Origin of the sequence: Sphingomonas jeddahensis (assembly GCF_001981525.1) — a bacterium.
In the GTDB taxonomy this organism is placed as follows: Bacteria; Pseudomonadota; Alphaproteobacteria; order Sphingomonadales; family Sphingomonadaceae; genus Sphingomonas; species Sphingomonas jeddahensis.
The window spans coordinates 104,136-120,281 of sequence record NZ_MPSB01000010.1; the positions used below are offsets into that span (position 1 = coordinate 104,136).

The following is a 16,146-nucleotide window of genomic DNA, read 5'->3' on the forward strand; positions in this document are numbered from 1 at the left end:
CCCCGAGCCGGCGACCGACCGGCAGCATGGAGAGAGATTCGCATGGCCACTGCCGCCGTCCTGCCCGAACCCGCGATCGGCCTGACCCCGCACGTCCCCTCGCCCGCCGACAAGCCTGCCTTCGACGCCGCGATTGTCGATGCCGACAGCTACGCGCACGAGGAACGCTATCACGCGATCTTCAAATATTTGCGTGAAGAAGCGCCGGTCTATTGGTGCGAGCCCGAAGGCTATCGCCCGTTCTGGACGGTCGCGCGCCACGCCGACATCCGCCGCGTCGAGCTCGACAACGAAACCTTCCTCAACGATCCGCGCCTGACGCTCGCGACGATCGCCGACGAGGAACGGATCATGGCGCTGACCGGCGGCAACAAGCTGACCCGCAACCTCGTCAGCATGGACAACCCCGACCACAAGCACTTCCGCGCCATGACGCAGGGCTACTTCTCGCCCAAATATATGAAGCAGCTCGAAGCCGACATCCGTGTGCTGGCGAAGGAGAGCGTCGAGCACATGGCGTCACTAGGCAGCCAATGCGATTTCGCCGCCGAAGTCGCGATCTGGTTCCCGCTGCGCGTCATCATGCTGACGCTCGGCGCCCCCCGCGAGGACGAGCAATTCCTGATGAAGATCACCCAGGAAGTGTTCGGCGCGCAGGATTTCGACCACATGCGCCCCGAGGAGATGGGCGGGCTGTTTGCGACCATCGCCGAGTTCAACGCCTGGTGCGACCGCATCACCGCCGACCGCAAGGCGAACCCGCGCGAAGACGTCTCGACGATCATCGCCAATGCCACGCTCACCGACGGCTCGCCGATGGGGAATATGGAGGCGATGAGCTACTACCTCATCATCGCCGCCGCCGGCCACGACACGACCAGTTCGTCCTCCTCCGCCGGCCTTCTCGAACTGATCCGCAATCCGGGCGAGATGCGTAAGCTGCGCAACGATCCCGCGCTGCTCCCCAATGCGATCGAGGAAATGATCCGCTGGGCCAGTCCGGTGAAGCATTTCTTCCGCACCGCGGCCAAGGATGCCGAGGTCGGCGGCGTGCCGATCAAGGCCGGCGACAATCTCGTCATGGCCTATCCGTCCGCCAATCGCGACACCGCGGTGTTCGATGACCCCTTCGCCTTCCGTATCGATCGCGCGAACGTGCGCCAGCATCTCGCCTTCGGCTATGGCCCTCACCTCTGCCTGGGCCAGCATCTCGCCAAGCTGGAGATGCGCATCCTGTTCGAGGAATTGCTCGCCCGCTTCGACCATTTCGAACTCGCCGGCGACCCGTCGTGGACGCGCGCCAGCTTCGTCAGCGGCATGAAGCACCTGCCGATCCGGTATCAAGTCAAGTGAGTCGCGACGACGCCGAACGGCTGTATCCCGGCTTTCCGGGCAGCAACGCCAATGAGCATTTGCGCACCATCCCCGCCTGTGCCGCACTGGGCATGGCGCAGCGCGCGAGCTTAGGGGGCCCGATCGTCACCTCGCTCGACGCGAAGCTGCCGGCGGTGCGCGACGCCGCCGGCCGCGTCTCGCGCGGCGCAGCTTTGGTCCTCGCGGATCAGGCGACCGCAAGCGGCGTGTTCGCCAGCCTGTCGCAGCCGACACCGATGATGACGCTCGACCTGCGCGTCGATTGGTTCGGCCCGCTGCCCGATGGCACGCTCGATTGCGCGATCGACGATGTGGTGCGCGAAGGCGACCTGGCGCTCGCCCGCGGGCGGTTGCTCGCGGACGGCGTGCCGGTCGGCGCGGCGCTCGCACGCTATCTCATCGGATCGATGCCAGGCGGCGGCGGCCACCGCATCGAGGACCGCCGCGAGATCCTGCCACCGTCCGACGTCGCGACCTTCGCGCTTTATCTCGACGCGATCTCGTCACCCGATGGCCTGATGATGCGCCCCCGAAGCGAGCATGTCGGCGCGCCACTCCCCGCCTACCACGGCGGCGTCATTGCCGCGCTGCTCGAACATGCGGCGGTGCTGGCGATCGACACCAGCTTCCGCCCCATCGACATCGAAGTCCGCTTCCTCGCCCCCGCCCGCGCCGAGCACCCGCTCATCGCTCGCGTGATCCCCCGCCGCACCGGTCGCCGCGCGGCAACGATCGACGTCGAGGCGCACCAGGGTGATCCAGCGAAACCCGTCGCGATCGCACGGATGTTGGCGATCAGCGACGCGGCTGGCGACGTCCAAGCGTTCGAGCTGCCGCGCCCGTAGTCACAATGCGCCCTTTCTCCCCTCCCGCTTGCGGGACGGGTCGGGGTAGGGGCTGTCCATCACTGCGATCGCTGCCCGCGGACACGCCCTCCCCCAGCCCCTCCCGCAAGCGGGAGGGGAGAAGGATGCTCATTCGCCAACCACCTGCTCGATCACCCCGAAGATCGGATGATGCCGATCGTCCTCGGCCCAGATCCGCACCGTGTCGCCAGCCTTGAGGAACGGCGTCACCGGCTTCCCCCCGCCGATCGTCTCGATCGTGCGCACCTCGGCGATGCACGAGTAACCGACGCCGCCTTGCGCGATCGGCTTGCCCGGCCCGCCATCCGCATCACGGTTCGACACCGTGCCCGACCCGACGATCGTTCCCGCCCCGAGCGCGCGCGTCTTCGCGGCGTGCGCCACCAACATCCCGAAGTCGAACGTCATGTCCTCGCCCGCCTCGGCGCGCCCGAACGGCTGGCCGTTGAGGTCCACCATCAGCTTGCGGTGCAGCTTGCCGTCGCGCCACCAATCGCCCAGCGCCTCAGGCGTCACGAACACCGGCGAGAAGGCCGACGCCGGCTTCGACTGGAAGAAGCCGAACCCCTTGCCCAGCTCGCCCGGGATCAGGTTGCGCAGCGACACGTCGTTGGTCAGCCCCACCAGCCGGATCGCCGCCAGCGCTTCCTCGCGGCTCGCGCCCATCGGCACGTCGCCGGTGACGACCACCACCTCGGCCTCCAGGTCGCAGCCCCAGCTTTCGTCGGCGAGCGGGATCGCATCGCGCGGCCCCAGGAAGCCGTCCGACCCGCCCTGATACATCAGCGGATCGTGCCAGAAGCTCTCCGGCATCTCCGCCCCACGCGCCTGCCGCACCAGCGCGACATGGTTCACGTACGCCGAGCCATCCGCCCACTGATACGCGCGCGGCAGCGGCGAGGCGGCGTCATGCTCGTGAAACCGCTCGCGCGGGATCACCTCATGCTCCAGATCGGTGGAAAGGTTCTCGAGATCGACCGACAGCCGATCCCAATCGTCCAGCGCCGCCTGCAGCGTCGGCGCGATATGGCCGGCATCGGCGCACCAGGCGAGATCGTTCGACACCACGACGAGCTTGCCGTCGCGCCCATGCTTCAGGCTCGCTAGTTTCATCCGTCACCTCTCCTTCGCGCTCGGTGATAAGCGCGAAGGAGGTCGGCCGCTAGGGCATGCGGAACGTGACTGATCGCTGTTGCCCCGCGCAGGCGAGCGCGCCTTCCGGCCGGAAGCTGCTTGTCCAGCGCGAACCGCGTACAATGCCGACCGCCGCCTCATTGAAGATGAACGGCGGATAGGCCGCCACCGCGCGCTGCGTCGCCGTCCGGCCGTCGGCGGTGATATCGAACTCGGCGCGCACCCAGCCTTCGAAGCCCATGCGCACCGCTTCCATTGGATAGTCATTGGCGCTGCCGCCGGGGCGGGTGGCCGCGGGGCTCAGATCCACCAGCGCACATTGTTCGGCGGTAAGCCCCGTCCGGGCAAACGCCGCCCGCGCACCAGCCAGATCGTTGCCGGCCGCCAGCAAGTTCGCACGTTGCAGCAGCGCGGCGGTCTTGATCGGATGAGTGTCGGGCAAAGGCGCCGAGACGACCGCGTCGAGCAGCGCCGCGGCATCCTCCGGCGGACGCGACTTGTAGCGCGGCGCGGCGATCGTCAGCCGCACGGTGGCGGCGGCGAGCGGATCGGCGGCAACCGGCGGCTCCGTCAGCAGCCCTCGCAGCGCCTCGCGATATTTCTTCGCGTTCCAGTCACGCGTGTCGATCAATTCCATGACGACGCGGATCGCGACGGGTGCACCAGCTGCGGCGGCGCGAGCGATCACCTGGCCACGCAGCGTTGCCGCTTCCTCCGGGTCGATCACGGGATTGCGCGCAAGCGCCAGGGTGGCGCGCAGGCCCGCAACCCCGCCCTCGGCAGCGGCGGTGCGCTGCAGCGGCAGGGCGCTTGCGTCCGACATGTCCCGCCACGCCGGTTCACTCAGCCCGCGCGACGCGAACCACGCGTCGATCGACTCCACCAGCGGCTCAACGACCGAGGGCCCCTCCGGCGCCCGGATGCAGCGCAGCTCCACGCGTGAGCCATAGCGGAAGAACGGCGGGATCGCCTTGGCATCGTCGGGGCGCCACGACCAATCGCGAACCGCTTGCGAAAAGGCGATCGCGGTCGCGCGGCTGCCGGTGGAAAAGATCGGCATCGCGCTGGCGACATGGCCGTCTTCCGCCAGCACAAATTCCACGATCGCGACATCCTCGGGGGTCAAACCGGCGGCAGGATCGCACGCCGGCGGATCCATCGACGCCGCCCTGGAGAAGGGAGCATCCTTCATCCGTCCTGCGCCGGTATAGGCGAGATAGCGTCGCGCGCTATCGACATCCTTGTTGCGCAACGCGGCGATGGCGAGGTCCGACCGCGTGGCGACCTCGTCGAGGCTGACCTTCGAATCGAGTCCGCCCTGCTTGGCGAGGCTGTCGCGCAACTCGGCATAGGCCTCCTTGTCGCGTCCCTCATTGAGCAGGACGCGGGCATATTGCGTCTGCACGTTGGCGATGTCGTGCTTGGACGCGGTCGGCGTCGCGCGGACGATCGTGCGCGCCTCCTCGGCGTAGCGCAGCGCGCGGCCATCGTGATCGAACATCAGCGCGCGCGACATCAGCATCAGCGGCATCAACCGCGCGAGCCCCTCCGATTGGCTGAGCGCCACCTCATAGTCGCGCACCGCGGCATCATAATCGAAGCGCTGATACGCGGCCTCGCCCAAGGTGATCGACGCGTCACGAACGTCGCCGGCGAAGGCGGCACCGCGCGCTTTCAACTGCGGCAGGCCGCGGCGGATCGCAGCCTCACCCTCCGGCACCCGCCCGACCGTGACGAGACAGCGACCCTTGCGGACGTCGACCGCGGCGGCGACCAATGCGCTGCGGCGGGCGGCACCGGTGCGCTCGAGTGCCTCGAACATCCCGATCGCCTCGCCGCACTTGCCCGGCATGGCGGCGGCTTCGCTCGCGGCATCGAACTGCTGCTGCATGGTCGTAGCGGCAGTGGACGGCGGCTTGGCAGCCGCGCCTTGACCGACAGCCAGCATCGCAAGCAGAAACAGCATGATCGTCCCCCTTCAGCCCCGGAGGGACCATCACCATTTCCGCTTCGGAGTCGAGCCTGTCTGATGCCGAAAAGATCATTCTGGCCCGGCATCGCGGTGGTGCCGCTGCTCCTGCTTGGCGGTGCCGCGCCGGCGGTGCACTATCCTGAGCGGACGGTGCTGCTGCTGGTCGCCAGCTGGTGCGCGCCATGCCGGGTCGAACTGGCGCACATCGACGAGATCGCGCGCGCCGCGGCGCCCTATGACGTGCGCGTGCTGCTGGTGGACGACAGCAAGGCCGGGCGGCGGATGGTCGCCGCGCTGTCGCCGGCGCGGCGCTGGCTGCCCGATCCCGCCGTCGCGGCGCCGGCGCGTGCCGCCCTGCTCTCGCGGACACCGGGCCTTCCATATAGCGTGGCGATCGGACCCAAGGGCGCGATCTGTGCCGATCGGCGCGGCGGGCTGGATGCCGCCCGCACACATGCGCTCGTCGCACGCTGCCGGGCACCATAACAAAAGTTACTTGACCCATTCGGCGCCGCTCGCGACAAGCAGCCACATCAATTCCGGAGAGGTTTTCCCTGATGTCGCTCGACCAGATCGCGGGCCGTTTCGCTTACAACGAGGATCACGAGGCATTCCGCCAGACCGTGCGCAGCTTCCTGGCCAAGGAAGGCGTGCCCAATTCCGACCAGTGGGAAAAGGACCGCCTGGTCCCCAAGAGCTTCTGGCAAAAGGCGGGCGAGGTCGGGATGCTTTGCCCCACCGTGCCGGAGGAATATGGCGGGCTCGGCCTAGACTTCGGCTATAACGCGATCGTCGATGAGGAAATGGCCTATTCGGGCGTCCCCGCCGGCTTCTCGCTCCAGTCGGACATCGTCGCCGGCTATATGGAGCATTACGGCTCCGAGGAGCAGAAAAAGGAATGGCTGCCCAAGATGGTCTCGGGCGACGTGATCACCGCGATCGCGATGACCGAGCCGGGCACCGGCAGCGACCTCCAGTCGATCCGCACCACTGCGCGCAAGGACGGCAATCATTACGTCATCAACGGCTCCAAGACGTACATCACCAACGGCCAGAACACCGATCTGACGCTCGTGGTCTGCAAGACCGATCCGGATGCGCAGCCCGCCTATAAGGGCATGTCGATCATCCTGGTCGAAAGCGACCGCGAGGGCTTCAGCAAGGGTCGCAAGCTCGACAAGATCGGTCAGGACGCGGCGGACACGTCCGAGCTGTTCTTCGAGGACGTGCGCGTGCCGATCACCAACTGCCTCGGCGAAGAGGGCATGGGCTTCATCTACCTGATGAGCCAGCTGCCGCAGGAGCGTTTGTCGATCGCGGTCTCGACCCATGCCTCCTCGCAAAAGGCGTTCGACGATACGGTTGCGTTCGTAAAGGATCGCAAGGCGTTCAAGGGCGTGGTGTTCGATTTTCAGAACACCAAGTTCGTGCTCGCCGATCTCAAGGCGAAGCTGCAGGTCGGCTGGGCGCATCTCGACTGGGCGATCGCGCGTCACCTCAAGGGCGAGCTGACCAACGAGGAAGGCGCCGCGGCCAAGCTGTGGCACACCGACCTGCAATGGGAGGTGATGGACAAGTGCCTCCAGCTGCATGGCGGCGCCGGCTATATGAACGAATATCCGATCGCCAAGATGTGGCGCGGCGCGCGCGTCAGCCGGATCTACGGCGGCACCAACGAGATCATGAAGGAAGTGATTTCGCGCAAGCTGTAGGCGCGGCTCCGCGCCGGTCGCGCAGCGAACAGCTCGCGCGGCCGGCGGGCGGGCGCCAATCGCGCCCGATCCGGCCGACGGCTTCGCCGTTGGCGTGCTCCGCTTCTGGTCCCCCCTCATCAGGGAGGACGATCTGCCGGCACACCCCCTGTCACCGAACCGACACAAATACCTAACGCTACCTTTACCACCGCGCGCCTACTCGCCGTCCGGACAGTGCAAACGGAGACGCGCACGAATGAGCCGAGGTGGAGTGGTCTGGGCGCCGAGCGAAACGGTGCCGGATGCGATCGACAAAACATGGATCGGCAATCGCTCGTCAGTGGAGGTCGGCGCGCGCATGCTGGAGGCGGTCACGCTGTTCCGTGCGGCGCCGCGCCTTCGGATGATTGCGGTGGTGGACCCCCTTCAACGGCCAGTGGGCGCGATTTTCGAGCGAGACGTGCGCCAATTACTGTTCAGCCCGTTCGGCTACGCCTTGCTGTCGAACCGCAGTCTGGCGATCGGCCTTGGCGATCACGTTCTCCCGTGCCCCGTTGTGCCGCTCCATGCCGGCGCCGCCGCGATGCTTGCCGCCTGGCAGGAGCAGCCGGGCGCTGAGGGCCTGATCATCACCGACCAGGGCCGCTATCTCGGCACGATCGACCAAACGACCCTGCTGCGCGTCGCGGCCGATCGCGATGCCGCCAACAGCCGGCGCGCCGGCGAGCGCGGCGCCGCGATCCAGCAGGCGAGCCGGACTTTCGAGGCGGACGCCCGCGCGCTCGCTGCCGATCTCGCACAAGCCTCGCGCGCCGTTGCCGATACCGCGTTGCGCATGGCCGAGCGTGCCCAACAGATCGGCGACGGCACCGCCGCGGTTGCCGCCGCCACCGGCCAAGCCTCGGCCAACCTCGCCGAAGTCGCCGAGCGCACCAAGGCGTTCGCCGGGGCACTGGCGCAGGTGGAACGCAGCACGCGCGACGCCCGCAACGCTACCGAAGCTGCAACCGATCGGGCGCGTTGCGGCGCGCGGCAGATCGACGGGCTGGTAGAGGCGGCGGATTCTATTGGCGCCGTCACCGCGCTGATCGACGAGATTGCACGGCGCACCACCATGCTCGCGCTCAACGCCACGATCGAAGCGGCGCGCGGCGGCGAGTCCGCTCGCGGCTTTGCGGTCGTCGCCAATGAAGTAAAGGCGCTTGCCGCGCAGACCCGAACCGCCGCCGGCGACATCACCCGCGAAATCGACCGGGTCCGTGCCGCGACCGGTGGCGTGCGCGCGGCGCAAAGCGATCTCGGCGGCGCAATCGACACGCTGGACAGCCTCTCCGCCGCAGTGGCCGAAGCAGTTGGTGAGCAGACCCAAGCCGGTCAGCAAATCAGCAGTCATGTCGTCGAGGCGAGCGCCGCCACCGATCACATCAGCAGAACGATCGACGACATCCTCCACGGTGCCCGCGCCGCCGGGCAGGATGCGGCAGCGATGAGCGACCTTGCCGTATCGCTCTCCACCCGTGCAGACGAGATGGAACGCCACATGCTGGCCTTTCTGGATACCCTTGCGGCAGCGTAAACTTCTCCCCTCCCGCGTGCGGGAGGAGCTGGGGGAGGGCGTGTCCCAAAGCGAACCGGCCAGCTAAAGCGAGCACACCACCGCACCCCGCTCGTGCTGAGCCTGTCGAAGCACGTGCGCCCATGACACGCCCTTCGACAAGCTCAGGGCGAACGGCGGCGACTGTTCCTACGGCGGAAAAGATCCCTCGCACACCCGCTCGTCCCGAACAACGTCGAGGCGCAGCGCCTCCGACCTCAGGCGGCCTCGCGTTCACCCGTCCGCAATTGCTCCACGAACCCGTCGGTGCTGCGCCGCAGGCGCCTTGCGTGATCGGACAGTGAGCCGGCCGCCTCGCGTACATGCCGCGACAGCGTATCCGCTTCGTTTGCCACCGCCGCGACCCGCGCGATCCGCTGCTCGATCATATCCACTCCCCGCGCTGCTTCATGCGCGGTACGCTCGATCTCCGCCGCGACACCGCGCTGGCCAGCAACCGCGCCCTTGATGTCGCCCGCGGCGGTTGCGACGCGAAGCACCGCATCGGCTGCCCCGACGATATTCGTTTCCGTGGCGGCAACGCCTTGGCGCACACTGTCGATCAGGGTGACGATCTTGTCGCTGGCGCGCGCCGTGCCGCCGGCGAGTTGCTTTACCTCGCCGGCCACCACCGCAAAGCCGCGCCCGGCGTCGCCCGCCCGGGCCGCCTCAATGGTGGCGTTCAACGCCAGCAGGTTGGTGCGGGTGGCGATCTCGTGGATCTCGCCTACCAGCCCGCCAATGTCTCCGGCGCGCGCGGCCAGATCGAGCACCGCATTTTTGCCCTCCTCCGCATTGCGACGGACAGCGCCGGTCAGTGTCGCCTGCGCATCGGCGCTTTCGGCGATCTCACCGATTGAATCGGTCAGCCGATGCACGGCATCGGCAACGTCCTGTGTCGCCCCGGCCGCTTGCGCCGCACCGGCAGCGACTTCGTTCGCCTGGCGCCCGGCATCCGCCGCAATCTGTGTCAGCGTCGCCGCCGACCCCTCCAGCGTCGCGGCCGCGCCCTCGATCGCAATCGCCACCCCCGCCACCGATTGCTCGAAATCGTCGGCCAGTGCGATCAGTGCGCTTCGGCGCTCCTCGGCAAGCCGCGCCTCCGCCGTCTTGCGCCGGGCTCGTTCGTGCGCAGAGCGTTCCTCGGCCGCCGTTGTCGCCGCCAGCGCCGCGACGGCCTTGCTGCGCTCGGTCTCCGCCTCGGCGACCAGCCGCTCGCCCTCGGCCCGGGCCTTGTCCTGCGCCACGATCAGGTGGCGCATCCGCGTGGTAAGATAGGTCAGCGCCGCAAACTGAAGCACAATCGCCAGCGCGTGGAACAGCACGCGCGTGATCGTTCCGTCATTCTCAAATACCCAGGTCGGCAGCAGATAGGACAGCACCAGATGGTGCAGCGCGATCAGCACGGAAGCGAGCGCCAGCGGACGCCAGTCGCACAGGACGGCCAACATCGACAGCGCAACGAAGAAGTACATATGCGCGTCCATCTGCCAGGTCATGCCAGACAGCAGATAAACATAGGTCGCTGGCAGCAGTGCCGCGAGCACGGCAAAGTTCATCCGTGCGGCCGCGTCGTGCCGCCGGCGCAGCGCCATCCAGGTAGGGATGACGTTGCCGAGTGCTGCGGTTGCCAGCGCCAGGCCGGTGTTGGGTGATCCCATCGCCGTGCCCCAGATCAACAGCACGGGCAGACAAAGCCAGCCGACCAGCGCCAGGGTGCGGATCGCGCGGATACGCAACAGATCAAGCGAGGACATCAGAAGCCTCTCCGCACAGCGGGACGGGCGCCGCGACCGCCAGCACGCCCGCACGCAGCAACGGCCAGAACAAGGTCTGTCGATCACCAAGCACCACCAGGCTGCCCGCCGGGCCCTGCTCCAGCAGCAACGCATGGCTGTCGCGCGCCAGCCGCGCGGCGGGTGCATCGCTCATCAGCGGGACAAGCAGCATCGCGCCATGCGCTGGCGGCGCTAGCGCGAGCATCGCAAGCGCGGCTATCCCGACGGCGATTTGGGCGAGAATGATGCACATGTTCGCGGGCGAGAAACGGACAATCATCGCCGCCCTTTGACACGCCAAGGGTTAGGACGGGGTAAAGGTTAACGGGCCGCTGTTCTGGCGTTACGTAATCCGCGCAAACTTGACTTTTGCCGCCATCGCGCACATCTGGCGCCGTATCGAGACGTATGCAGCGTGATCGGGCTTCGTGCCCAGGCTCCGTCTCGGTCGATCGAACCGGCTTCCCAAGTCACGCGGGGTGTCAATTTTCCCCGCCATCCGTGTGCCCGACCGGCCCGCGGTGCCGCGATCATATGTAGGTAATACCATGTCCTTTTCCGACCTCGGCCTCGCCGAGCCGCTCGTCCGCGCGCTCGAAGCTAAGGGCTATTCTACGCCCACGCCGATCCAGCGCGACTCGATCCCGACCGTGCTCACCGGCCGCGATCTGCTCGGCATCGCGCAGACCGGCACCGGCAAGACCGCGGCCTTCGTGCTGCCGTCGATCCAGCGCCTGCTCGGCAGCGAGAAGCGCGTGCTGCCGACGCATGCCCGCATGCTGGTCCTCGCCCCGACTCGCGAACTCGCCAACCAGATCGCCGACAATGCGCGGCTGTACGCCAAGAACTCGCGGCTGACCGTCGCCACCGTCTTCGGCGGCACCAGCATCAACAAGAACCGGCAGGATCTGTCGCGCGGCGTCGACATCCTCGTCGCGACGCCCGGCCGCCTGCTCGATCTGGTCGAGCAGGGTTTCTGCAACCTGACGATGCTCGAGATCCTTGTGCTCGACGAAGCCGACCAGATGATGGACCTCGGCTTCATCCATGCGCTCAAGAAGATCGTCCGCATGGTCCCGCGCCGTCGCCAGACCCTGTTCTTCTCGGCCACCATGCCCTCATCGATCCGCGAGCTCGCCGGCCAGTTCCTCACCGATCCGCAGACCGTCTCGGTGGTCCCCGCCGCGACCACGGCGGAGCGGGTCGAGCAGCAGGTCGTGCTGGTCAATCAGGCCGAAAAGCAGGCGCTGCTGACGATGCTGGTGCTGGACGAGACGATCGACCGCGCCTTGGTCTTCACCCGCACCAAGCATGGCGCCGACCGTGTCGTGAAGCTGCTCGCCGGCAACGGCATCGCCTCCAACGCGATCCACGGCAACAAGAGCCAGCCGCAGCGCGAGCGCGCGCTCGCCGCGTTCAAGAGCGGCGAAGTGCCGATCCTCGTCGCGACTGACATCGCGGCACGGGGCATCGACATTTCGGGGGTGAGCCATGTGTTCAACTTCGAACTGCCCAACGTGCCGGAACAGTACGTCCACCGCATCGGCCGCACGGCGCGTGCTGGCGCGAGCGGCATCGCCATTTCCTTCTGCGCCGACGATGAGCGGCCGTACCTGAAGGACATCGAGAAGACGACGCGCCAGAAGATCCCGCAGCGCGCGCTGCCCGAGGACTTCATGAAGCGCGGCGAGGCGCTCAAGGCCGCGCGCGTCAAGGTGATGGGTGCCGATCCTGCTCCGCGCGAGGATCGCCCGCGGCAGCAGCGCGGCCCCGCGCGTCCCAAGGCAAACCATGCGCCGACCGCGACGCGCGATTACGCCAACGCCAGCCGTCGTGGCGGCGGTGCCGGCGGCGGTGGTCGTCCGGGCGGCGGCGGCGGCGGACGTGGCCGTGGTGGACGCGGTCGCGGCGGCGGCGGTGGCTCGCGGGCAACCGCGCAGGCCTAAGACACGCGTCCCATCACCCGTCCGCCCTGAGCTTGTCGAAGGGCGTGTCACGAGCGAAAACGCCTGAGGCACGTACTTCGACAAGCTTAGTACGAACGGAGTGGAGGCCCCTCCCCTTCGTCTCGCACGGCATCCTGCAACCGGACGCGCCCCTGGTCAGTTGCTCTCCTCGACAAGAGGAGAAACAACCATGGACATCGCGACCGGCCCCCTGGTGGAACGCATCGCCCGCGTGCTCGCCGGCGAGCGGCTCAGCGCCAACGGCCATGGCGATCAGGAATCCGCGGGCGGGGCGGTGGACGCCGCCTGGCCCGATTACCGCGACGCCGCCATCGCCGTCCTCCACACTCTCCGCGCCCCCAGCGCCGCCATGGCCGCCGCCGGCGACCCGGCGGTTTGGGAACGCATGGTCCTCGCCGCGCTCAAGGAAGCGCAACCAGCGGAGGTTTGACCTACTCCCTCTCCCCTCGGGGGAGAGGGTCGGGGTGAGGGTCTGTACGCGGGCGCAGGTCTCGGTAAGACACCACCCTCCCCCCCACTCACGTCATCCCCGCGCAGGCGGGGATCCATAAACGCAGCGCCGGGGTAGAGCCGCAACGTCAGCGCGTATGGATTCCCGCCTACGCGGGAATGACGGCGTAGCTAGGCGATCGCCTAAGCCAAAACCGTCAACCACTCCTCCTCCGGCGCCCGCGGGCTGCGCGTCCGGTTCGCCGCTTCCTCGACATCCTCATACCCGATCGCCACGCCGCAAAAGAGCATCCGCTCCGCCGGCGTACCCAAAAACGCCTCCACCGTGTTCGGGTACACCGCCCAGCATTCCTGCGGGCACGTCGCCAGCCCAGCCTCGACCGCCAGCAGCATCAGATTCTGCAGGTACATGCCAAGGTCGGCCCATTGCGGCGGCCCCATCCGCCGGTCCACCGTCACGAAATAGGCCGCCGGCGCGCCGAAGAACTGGAAGTTGCGCGAAAACCATTCCGCCCGCGCGCGCTTGTCCTCGCGCGGGATGCCGAGATGGCCGTACATGATCTCACCGATCTGGAAGGTGCGCGCCTTGGTCGCATCGGTCATTTCGCGCGGATAGATGTCATAGCCCGGCGTTTCCTTCTCGCGCCGCTCGATCTTGCCGCGCATGATCGCCTTCAGCTCGTCCATCTTGGCGCCGGTGACGATGTCGATATGCCACGGCTGGATATTGCCGCCCGTCGCCGCACGAGCGGATTTCAGCGCCAGCTCCTTCAACACCTCCAGCGGCACCTCCTTGTCGAGATACCCGCGCACCGAGCGCCGCTCCTTCACCGCTGCGGAAACATGCATTCGCCTCTCCACCTCTTGCCGAGCGCGTCAAATCGCGCCACATGAGCGGCTGGGATAACATCTGTTATGGAGAGTCGGAAGATGCCCGAGGCGTATATCGTCGAAGCGGTTCGGACGGCTGGTGGACGGCGCGGGGGCAAGCTCGCGGGGGTTCATCCGGTCGATCTGGCGGCACAAGTGCTGGATGCGGTGATCGAACGGTCGGGGATCCCCGGCGATGCGGTCGAGGACGTGATCATGGGCTGCGTCAGCCAGGGTGGCGAGCAGGCCGGCCAGGTCGGCCGCAACGCCGTGCTCGCGTCCAAGAAGCTCGCGCAATCGACCCCGGCGGTGACGATCGACCGCCAGTGCGGTTCGTCGCAGCAATCGATCCAGTTCGCGGCCCAGGCCGTGATGTCGGGCACGCAGGACGTGGTGATCGCGGCCGGCATCGAGAGCATGTCGCGCGTTCCGATGGGTTCCACGTACAAATTGTTCTACGACGCCGGTCTCGGCAAGAACAAGTCGCCGGGCCTCGAGGAGAAGTTCCCGGGCATCAACTTCAACCAGTTCGCTGGTGCGGAGATGATCGCCAAGAAATACGGCTATACCCGCGAGAAGCTGGACGATTATTCGCTCAACTCGCACCGCAAGGCGGTTGCGGCGACGCAGGGCGGCAAGTTCAAGGACGAGATCGTTCCGATCGAGGTCGAGACGGCCGAGGGCAAGGAACTGCATACCAGCGACGAAGGCATCCGCTACGATGCGTCGGCCGAGGGTATGGCGGGCGTGAAGAAGTTGTCCGAAGACGGCGTGCTGACCGCCGCTTCGTCGAGCCAGATCTGCGATGGTGCCAGCGCGGTGCTGATCGTCAGCGAGGAAGCGCTGAAGAAGTACAACCTCAAGCCGCTGGCGAAGATCGTCAATCTGACGGTCACCGCGGGCGATCCGGTGGTGATGCTCGAAGAGCCGCTGTTCGCGACCGACAAGGCGCTCAAGAAGGCCGGTCTGTCGATCGACGACATCGACCTCTACGAAGTGAACGAAGCCTTTGCCTCGGTCCCGGTCGCCTGGCTCGAGCATGTGAAGGCCGATCCGAACAAGCTCAACGTCAACGGCGGCGCGATCGCGCTTGGGCACCCGCTTGGCGCCTCGGGTACCAAGCTGATGGCGACGCTGGTCCACGAACTGAAGCGCCGTGGCGGCCGCTACGGCCTGCAGACGATGTGCGAGGGCGGCGGCGTCGCCAATGTCACCATCATCGAAAATTGCGACTGGCAGGGCGACGTCGCGCAAGCGGCGGAGTAAGCGCCACTCGCCAGCCAAGCACGCTCCGTCACCCCGGCCTCCGTGCCGGGGTCCAGGGTCGTGCTTGGCCTAGCGTCAGCAATCGGAGCGCTGTCGCAGCGCCAAGTTCAACCGTGGATGCTGGAAGCAAAACCTCAGCATGACCATCCCGGGAGGGGATCCTACCATGAAACTCGACAACACAATATCCGCCGTCATCACCGGCGGCGCCTCGGGCCTTGGCGCGGCCACCGCGCGCCGCCTCGCCGCCAAGGGCGTCAAGATCGCGATCTTCGACCTTCAGGAAGAAAAGGGCGAGGCGCTCGCGCAAGAACTCGGCGGCGTGTTCTGCAAGGTCAACGTCACCGACGAGGCATCGGTCGACGCCGGCTTCGCCAAGGCGCGCGAGGCGATCGGCCAGGAGCGGATCCTGGTGAACTGCGCCGGCACCGGCAATGCGATCAAGACCGCCAGCCGCAGCAAGGAAGACGGCTCGATCAAGCACTTCCCGCTCGATGCGTTCAACTGGATCATCCAGATCAACCTCGTCGGCACCTTCCGCTGCATCGCCAAGTCGGCCGCCGGCATGATGACGCTCGATCCCACCGAAGACGGTGATCGCGGCGCGATCGTCAACACCGCCAGCGTCGCGGCCGAGGACGGCCAGATCGGCCAGGCGGCATACTCCGCGTCCAAGGGCGGCGTCGTCGGCATGACCCTGCCGATCGCGCGCGACCTGATGAACGAGGGCATCCGCGTCAACACAATCCTGCCGGGCATCTTCAACACGCCGCTGCTGCAGGGCGCGCCGCAGAACGTGAAGGACGCGCTCTCTGCCTCGGTTCCCTTCCCCAAGCGCCTCGGCGAACCCGACGAATATGCCGCGCTCGCCACACTGATGATCGAGAACGGCTATTTCAACGGCGAGGACGTGCGCCTCGACGGCGCGATCCGCATGGCGCCGCGGTGAGCCGCCGGGCGAGCGCGTGCATGCTGCACGCGACTACGCCCAAGGCCGGCCAGCGCGATGCTGCGCATCGCGTCTGACGTCACGGGACTTGGCTCCCGTGACGGCCCGCCGCTGGTCGCAATCGGCCCGGCGGGCGCAACTCGCTGACCGCAGCCACCCTCAGTCGGCTCACGCCCGCCCGCCCCTGCCCACAAAGGCCCGGAAAAATGTCCCGCCCCGCCCCCTGGCGCCT

14 protein-coding genes are annotated in these 16,146 nt (G+C 67.3%); 9 read left to right on the forward strand and 5 right to left on the reverse strand.

All coding sequences use genetic code 11. From position 1 onward, the window contains the following. Nucleotides 1-42: 42 nt before the first annotated feature. Together SPHI_RS11295 and SPHI_RS11300 are read left to right on the forward strand one after the other, a co-directional pair. Entirely contained in the window at nucleotides 43-1,353 is a 1,311-nt protein-coding gene (locus tag SPHI_RS11295; protein WP_083719950.1) for a cytochrome P450, read from the forward strand. Beyond that, the gene (locus SPHI_RS11300) at nucleotides 1,350-2,219 is read left to right on the forward strand and encodes a PaaI family thioesterase (RefSeq protein WP_076745049.1); all 870 of its coding nucleotides are present in this window, start codon (nucleotides 1,350-1,352) and stop codon (nucleotides 2,217-2,219) included. The genes SPHI_RS11295 and SPHI_RS11300 overlap by 4 nt, the downstream gene beginning before the upstream one ends. Nucleotides 2,220-2,348: 129 nt before the next feature. On the opposite strand, the gene SPHI_RS11310 is transcribed toward SPHI_RS11300, so the two are convergent. Both SPHI_RS11310 and SPHI_RS11315 read right to left on the reverse strand, forming a co-directional pair. Further along, nucleotides 2,349-3,353 (reverse strand): fumarylacetoacetate hydrolase family protein, encoded by a 1,005-nt coding sequence (locus SPHI_RS11310; protein ID WP_076745051.1) that lies wholly within the window; start codon nucleotides 3,351-3,353, stop codon nucleotides 2,349-2,351. Nucleotides 3,354-3,402: 49 nt separating this feature from the next. Beyond that, nucleotides 3,403-5,340: an energy transducer TonB gene (locus SPHI_RS11315; protein WP_076745052.1), complete on the reverse strand. Its 1,938-nt coding sequence runs from the start codon at nucleotides 5,338-5,340 to the stop codon at nucleotides 3,403-3,405. Between the two features lie 63 nt (nucleotides 5,341-5,403). Here SPHI_RS11315 and SPHI_RS11320 point away from each other — a divergent pair, with 63 nt between their 5' ends. The 3 genes from SPHI_RS11320 to SPHI_RS11330 all read left to right on the forward strand — a co-directional run bounded on the left by SPHI_RS11320 (nucleotide 5,404) and on the right by SPHI_RS11330 (nucleotide 8,616). Continuing rightward, the gene (locus tag SPHI_RS11320) at nucleotides 5,404-5,832 is read left to right on the forward strand and encodes a thioredoxin domain-containing protein (RefSeq protein WP_076745053.1); all 429 of its coding nucleotides are present in this window, start codon (nucleotides 5,404-5,406) and stop codon (nucleotides 5,830-5,832) included. Nucleotides 5,833-5,903: 71 nt separating this feature from the next. Next, a complete protein-coding gene (locus tag SPHI_RS11325; protein WP_076745054.1) occupies nucleotides 5,904-7,058 on the forward strand; it encodes an acyl-CoA dehydrogenase family protein in 1,155 nt (384 codons plus the stop codon). A 238-nt stretch (nucleotides 7,059-7,296) separates the two neighbouring features. Next, nucleotides 7,297-8,616: a methyl-accepting chemotaxis protein gene (locus tag SPHI_RS11330; RefSeq protein ID WP_076745055.1), complete on the forward strand. Its 1,320-nt coding sequence runs from the start codon at nucleotides 7,297-7,299 to the stop codon at nucleotides 8,614-8,616. Nucleotides 8,617-8,852: 236 nt separating this feature from the next. On the opposite strand, the gene SPHI_RS11335 is transcribed toward SPHI_RS11330, so the two are convergent. Both SPHI_RS11335 and SPHI_RS11340 read right to left on the reverse strand, forming a co-directional pair. Further along, nucleotides 8,853-10,391, reverse strand: coding sequence for a methyl-accepting chemotaxis protein (locus tag SPHI_RS11335; protein ID WP_076745056.1), 1,539 nt, complete (start codon nucleotides 10,389-10,391; stop codon nucleotides 8,853-8,855). Then, complete coding sequence (locus tag SPHI_RS11340; RefSeq protein ID WP_233130899.1) at nucleotides 10,378-10,692, reverse strand: hypothetical protein; 315 nt, start codon at nucleotides 10,690-10,692, stop codon at nucleotides 10,378-10,380. The genes SPHI_RS11335 and SPHI_RS11340 overlap by 14 nt, the downstream gene beginning before the upstream one ends. 268 nt (nucleotides 10,693-10,960) lie before the next feature. Between SPHI_RS11340 and SPHI_RS11345 the strand changes: the two genes are divergently transcribed. Next, complete coding sequence (locus tag SPHI_RS11345; protein WP_076745057.1) at nucleotides 10,961-12,358, forward strand: DEAD/DEAH box helicase; 1,398 nt, start codon at nucleotides 10,961-10,963, stop codon at nucleotides 12,356-12,358. 190 nt (nucleotides 12,359-12,548) lie between these two features. Further along, nucleotides 12,549-12,809: a hypothetical protein gene (locus SPHI_RS11350; protein WP_076745058.1), complete on the forward strand. Its 261-nt coding sequence runs from the start codon at nucleotides 12,549-12,551 to the stop codon at nucleotides 12,807-12,809. 203 nt (nucleotides 12,810-13,012) lie between these two features. Here the strand turns inward: SPHI_RS11350 and SPHI_RS11355 are convergent, their stop codons facing one another. Beyond that, nucleotides 13,013-13,678, reverse strand: a complete 666-nt coding sequence (locus SPHI_RS11355) for a nitroreductase (protein ID WP_076745059.1) — start codon at nucleotides 13,676-13,678, stop codon at nucleotides 13,013-13,015. Nucleotides 13,679-13,759: 81 nt separating this feature from the next. Here SPHI_RS11355 and SPHI_RS11360 point away from each other — a divergent pair, with 81 nt between their 5' ends. Together SPHI_RS11360 and SPHI_RS11365 are read left to right on the forward strand one after the other, a co-directional pair. Continuing rightward, nucleotides 13,760-14,965 carry an acetyl-CoA C-acetyltransferase gene (locus SPHI_RS11360; protein WP_076745060.1) on the forward strand — a complete coding sequence of 402 codons (1,206 nt, stop codon included), beginning with the start codon at nucleotides 13,760-13,762 and terminating at the stop codon, nucleotides 14,963-14,965. A gap of 166 nt (nucleotides 14,966-15,131) precedes the next feature. Beyond that, a complete protein-coding gene (locus SPHI_RS11365) occupies nucleotides 15,132-15,914 on the forward strand; it encodes an SDR family NAD(P)-dependent oxidoreductase (RefSeq protein WP_076745061.1) in 783 nt (260 codons plus the stop codon). The last annotated feature ends 232 nt before the right edge of the window (nucleotides 15,915-16,146 follow it).

Excerpts from the sequence above, each read along its gene's own strand:
- SPHI_RS11295 (WP_083719950.1), top strand. The coding sequence starts at position 43 with ATGGCCACTGCCGCCGTCCTGCCCGAACCCGCGATCGGCCTGACCCCG.
- SPHI_RS11310 (WP_076745051.1), bottom strand. The coding sequence starts at position 3,353 with ATGAAACTAGCGAGCCTGAAGCATGGGCGCGACGGCAAGCTCGTCGTG.
- SPHI_RS11315 (WP_076745052.1), bottom strand. The coding sequence starts at position 5,340 with ATGCTGTTTCTGCTTGCGATGCTGGCTGTCGGTCAAGGCGCGGCTGCC.
- SPHI_RS11320 (WP_076745053.1), top strand. The coding sequence starts at position 5,404 with ATGCCGAAAAGATCATTCTGGCCCGGCATCGCGGTGGTGCCGCTGCTC.
- SPHI_RS11325 (WP_076745054.1), top strand. The coding sequence starts at position 5,904 with ATGTCGCTCGACCAGATCGCGGGCCGTTTCGCTTACAACGAGGATCAC.
- SPHI_RS11330 (WP_076745055.1), top strand. The coding sequence starts at position 7,297 with ATGAGCCGAGGTGGAGTGGTCTGGGCGCCGAGCGAAACGGTGCCGGAT.
- SPHI_RS11335 (WP_076745056.1), bottom strand. The coding sequence starts at position 10,391 with ATGTCCTCGCTTGATCTGTTGCGTATCCGCGCGATCCGCACCCTGGCG.
- SPHI_RS11340 (WP_233130899.1), bottom strand. The coding sequence starts at position 10,692 with ATGATTGTCCGTTTCTCGCCCGCGAACATGTGCATCATTCTCGCCCAA.
- SPHI_RS11345 (WP_076745057.1), top strand. The coding sequence starts at position 10,961 with ATGTCCTTTTCCGACCTCGGCCTCGCCGAGCCGCTCGTCCGCGCGCTC.
- SPHI_RS11350 (WP_076745058.1), top strand. The coding sequence starts at position 12,549 with ATGGACATCGCGACCGGCCCCCTGGTGGAACGCATCGCCCGCGTGCTC.
- SPHI_RS11355 (WP_076745059.1), bottom strand. The coding sequence starts at position 13,678 with ATGCATGTTTCCGCAGCGGTGAAGGAGCGGCGCTCGGTGCGCGGGTAT.
- SPHI_RS11360 (WP_076745060.1), top strand. The coding sequence starts at position 13,760 with ATGCCCGAGGCGTATATCGTCGAAGCGGTTCGGACGGCTGGTGGACGG.
- SPHI_RS11365 (WP_076745061.1), top strand. The coding sequence starts at position 15,132 with ATGAAACTCGACAACACAATATCCGCCGTCATCACCGGCGGCGCCTCG.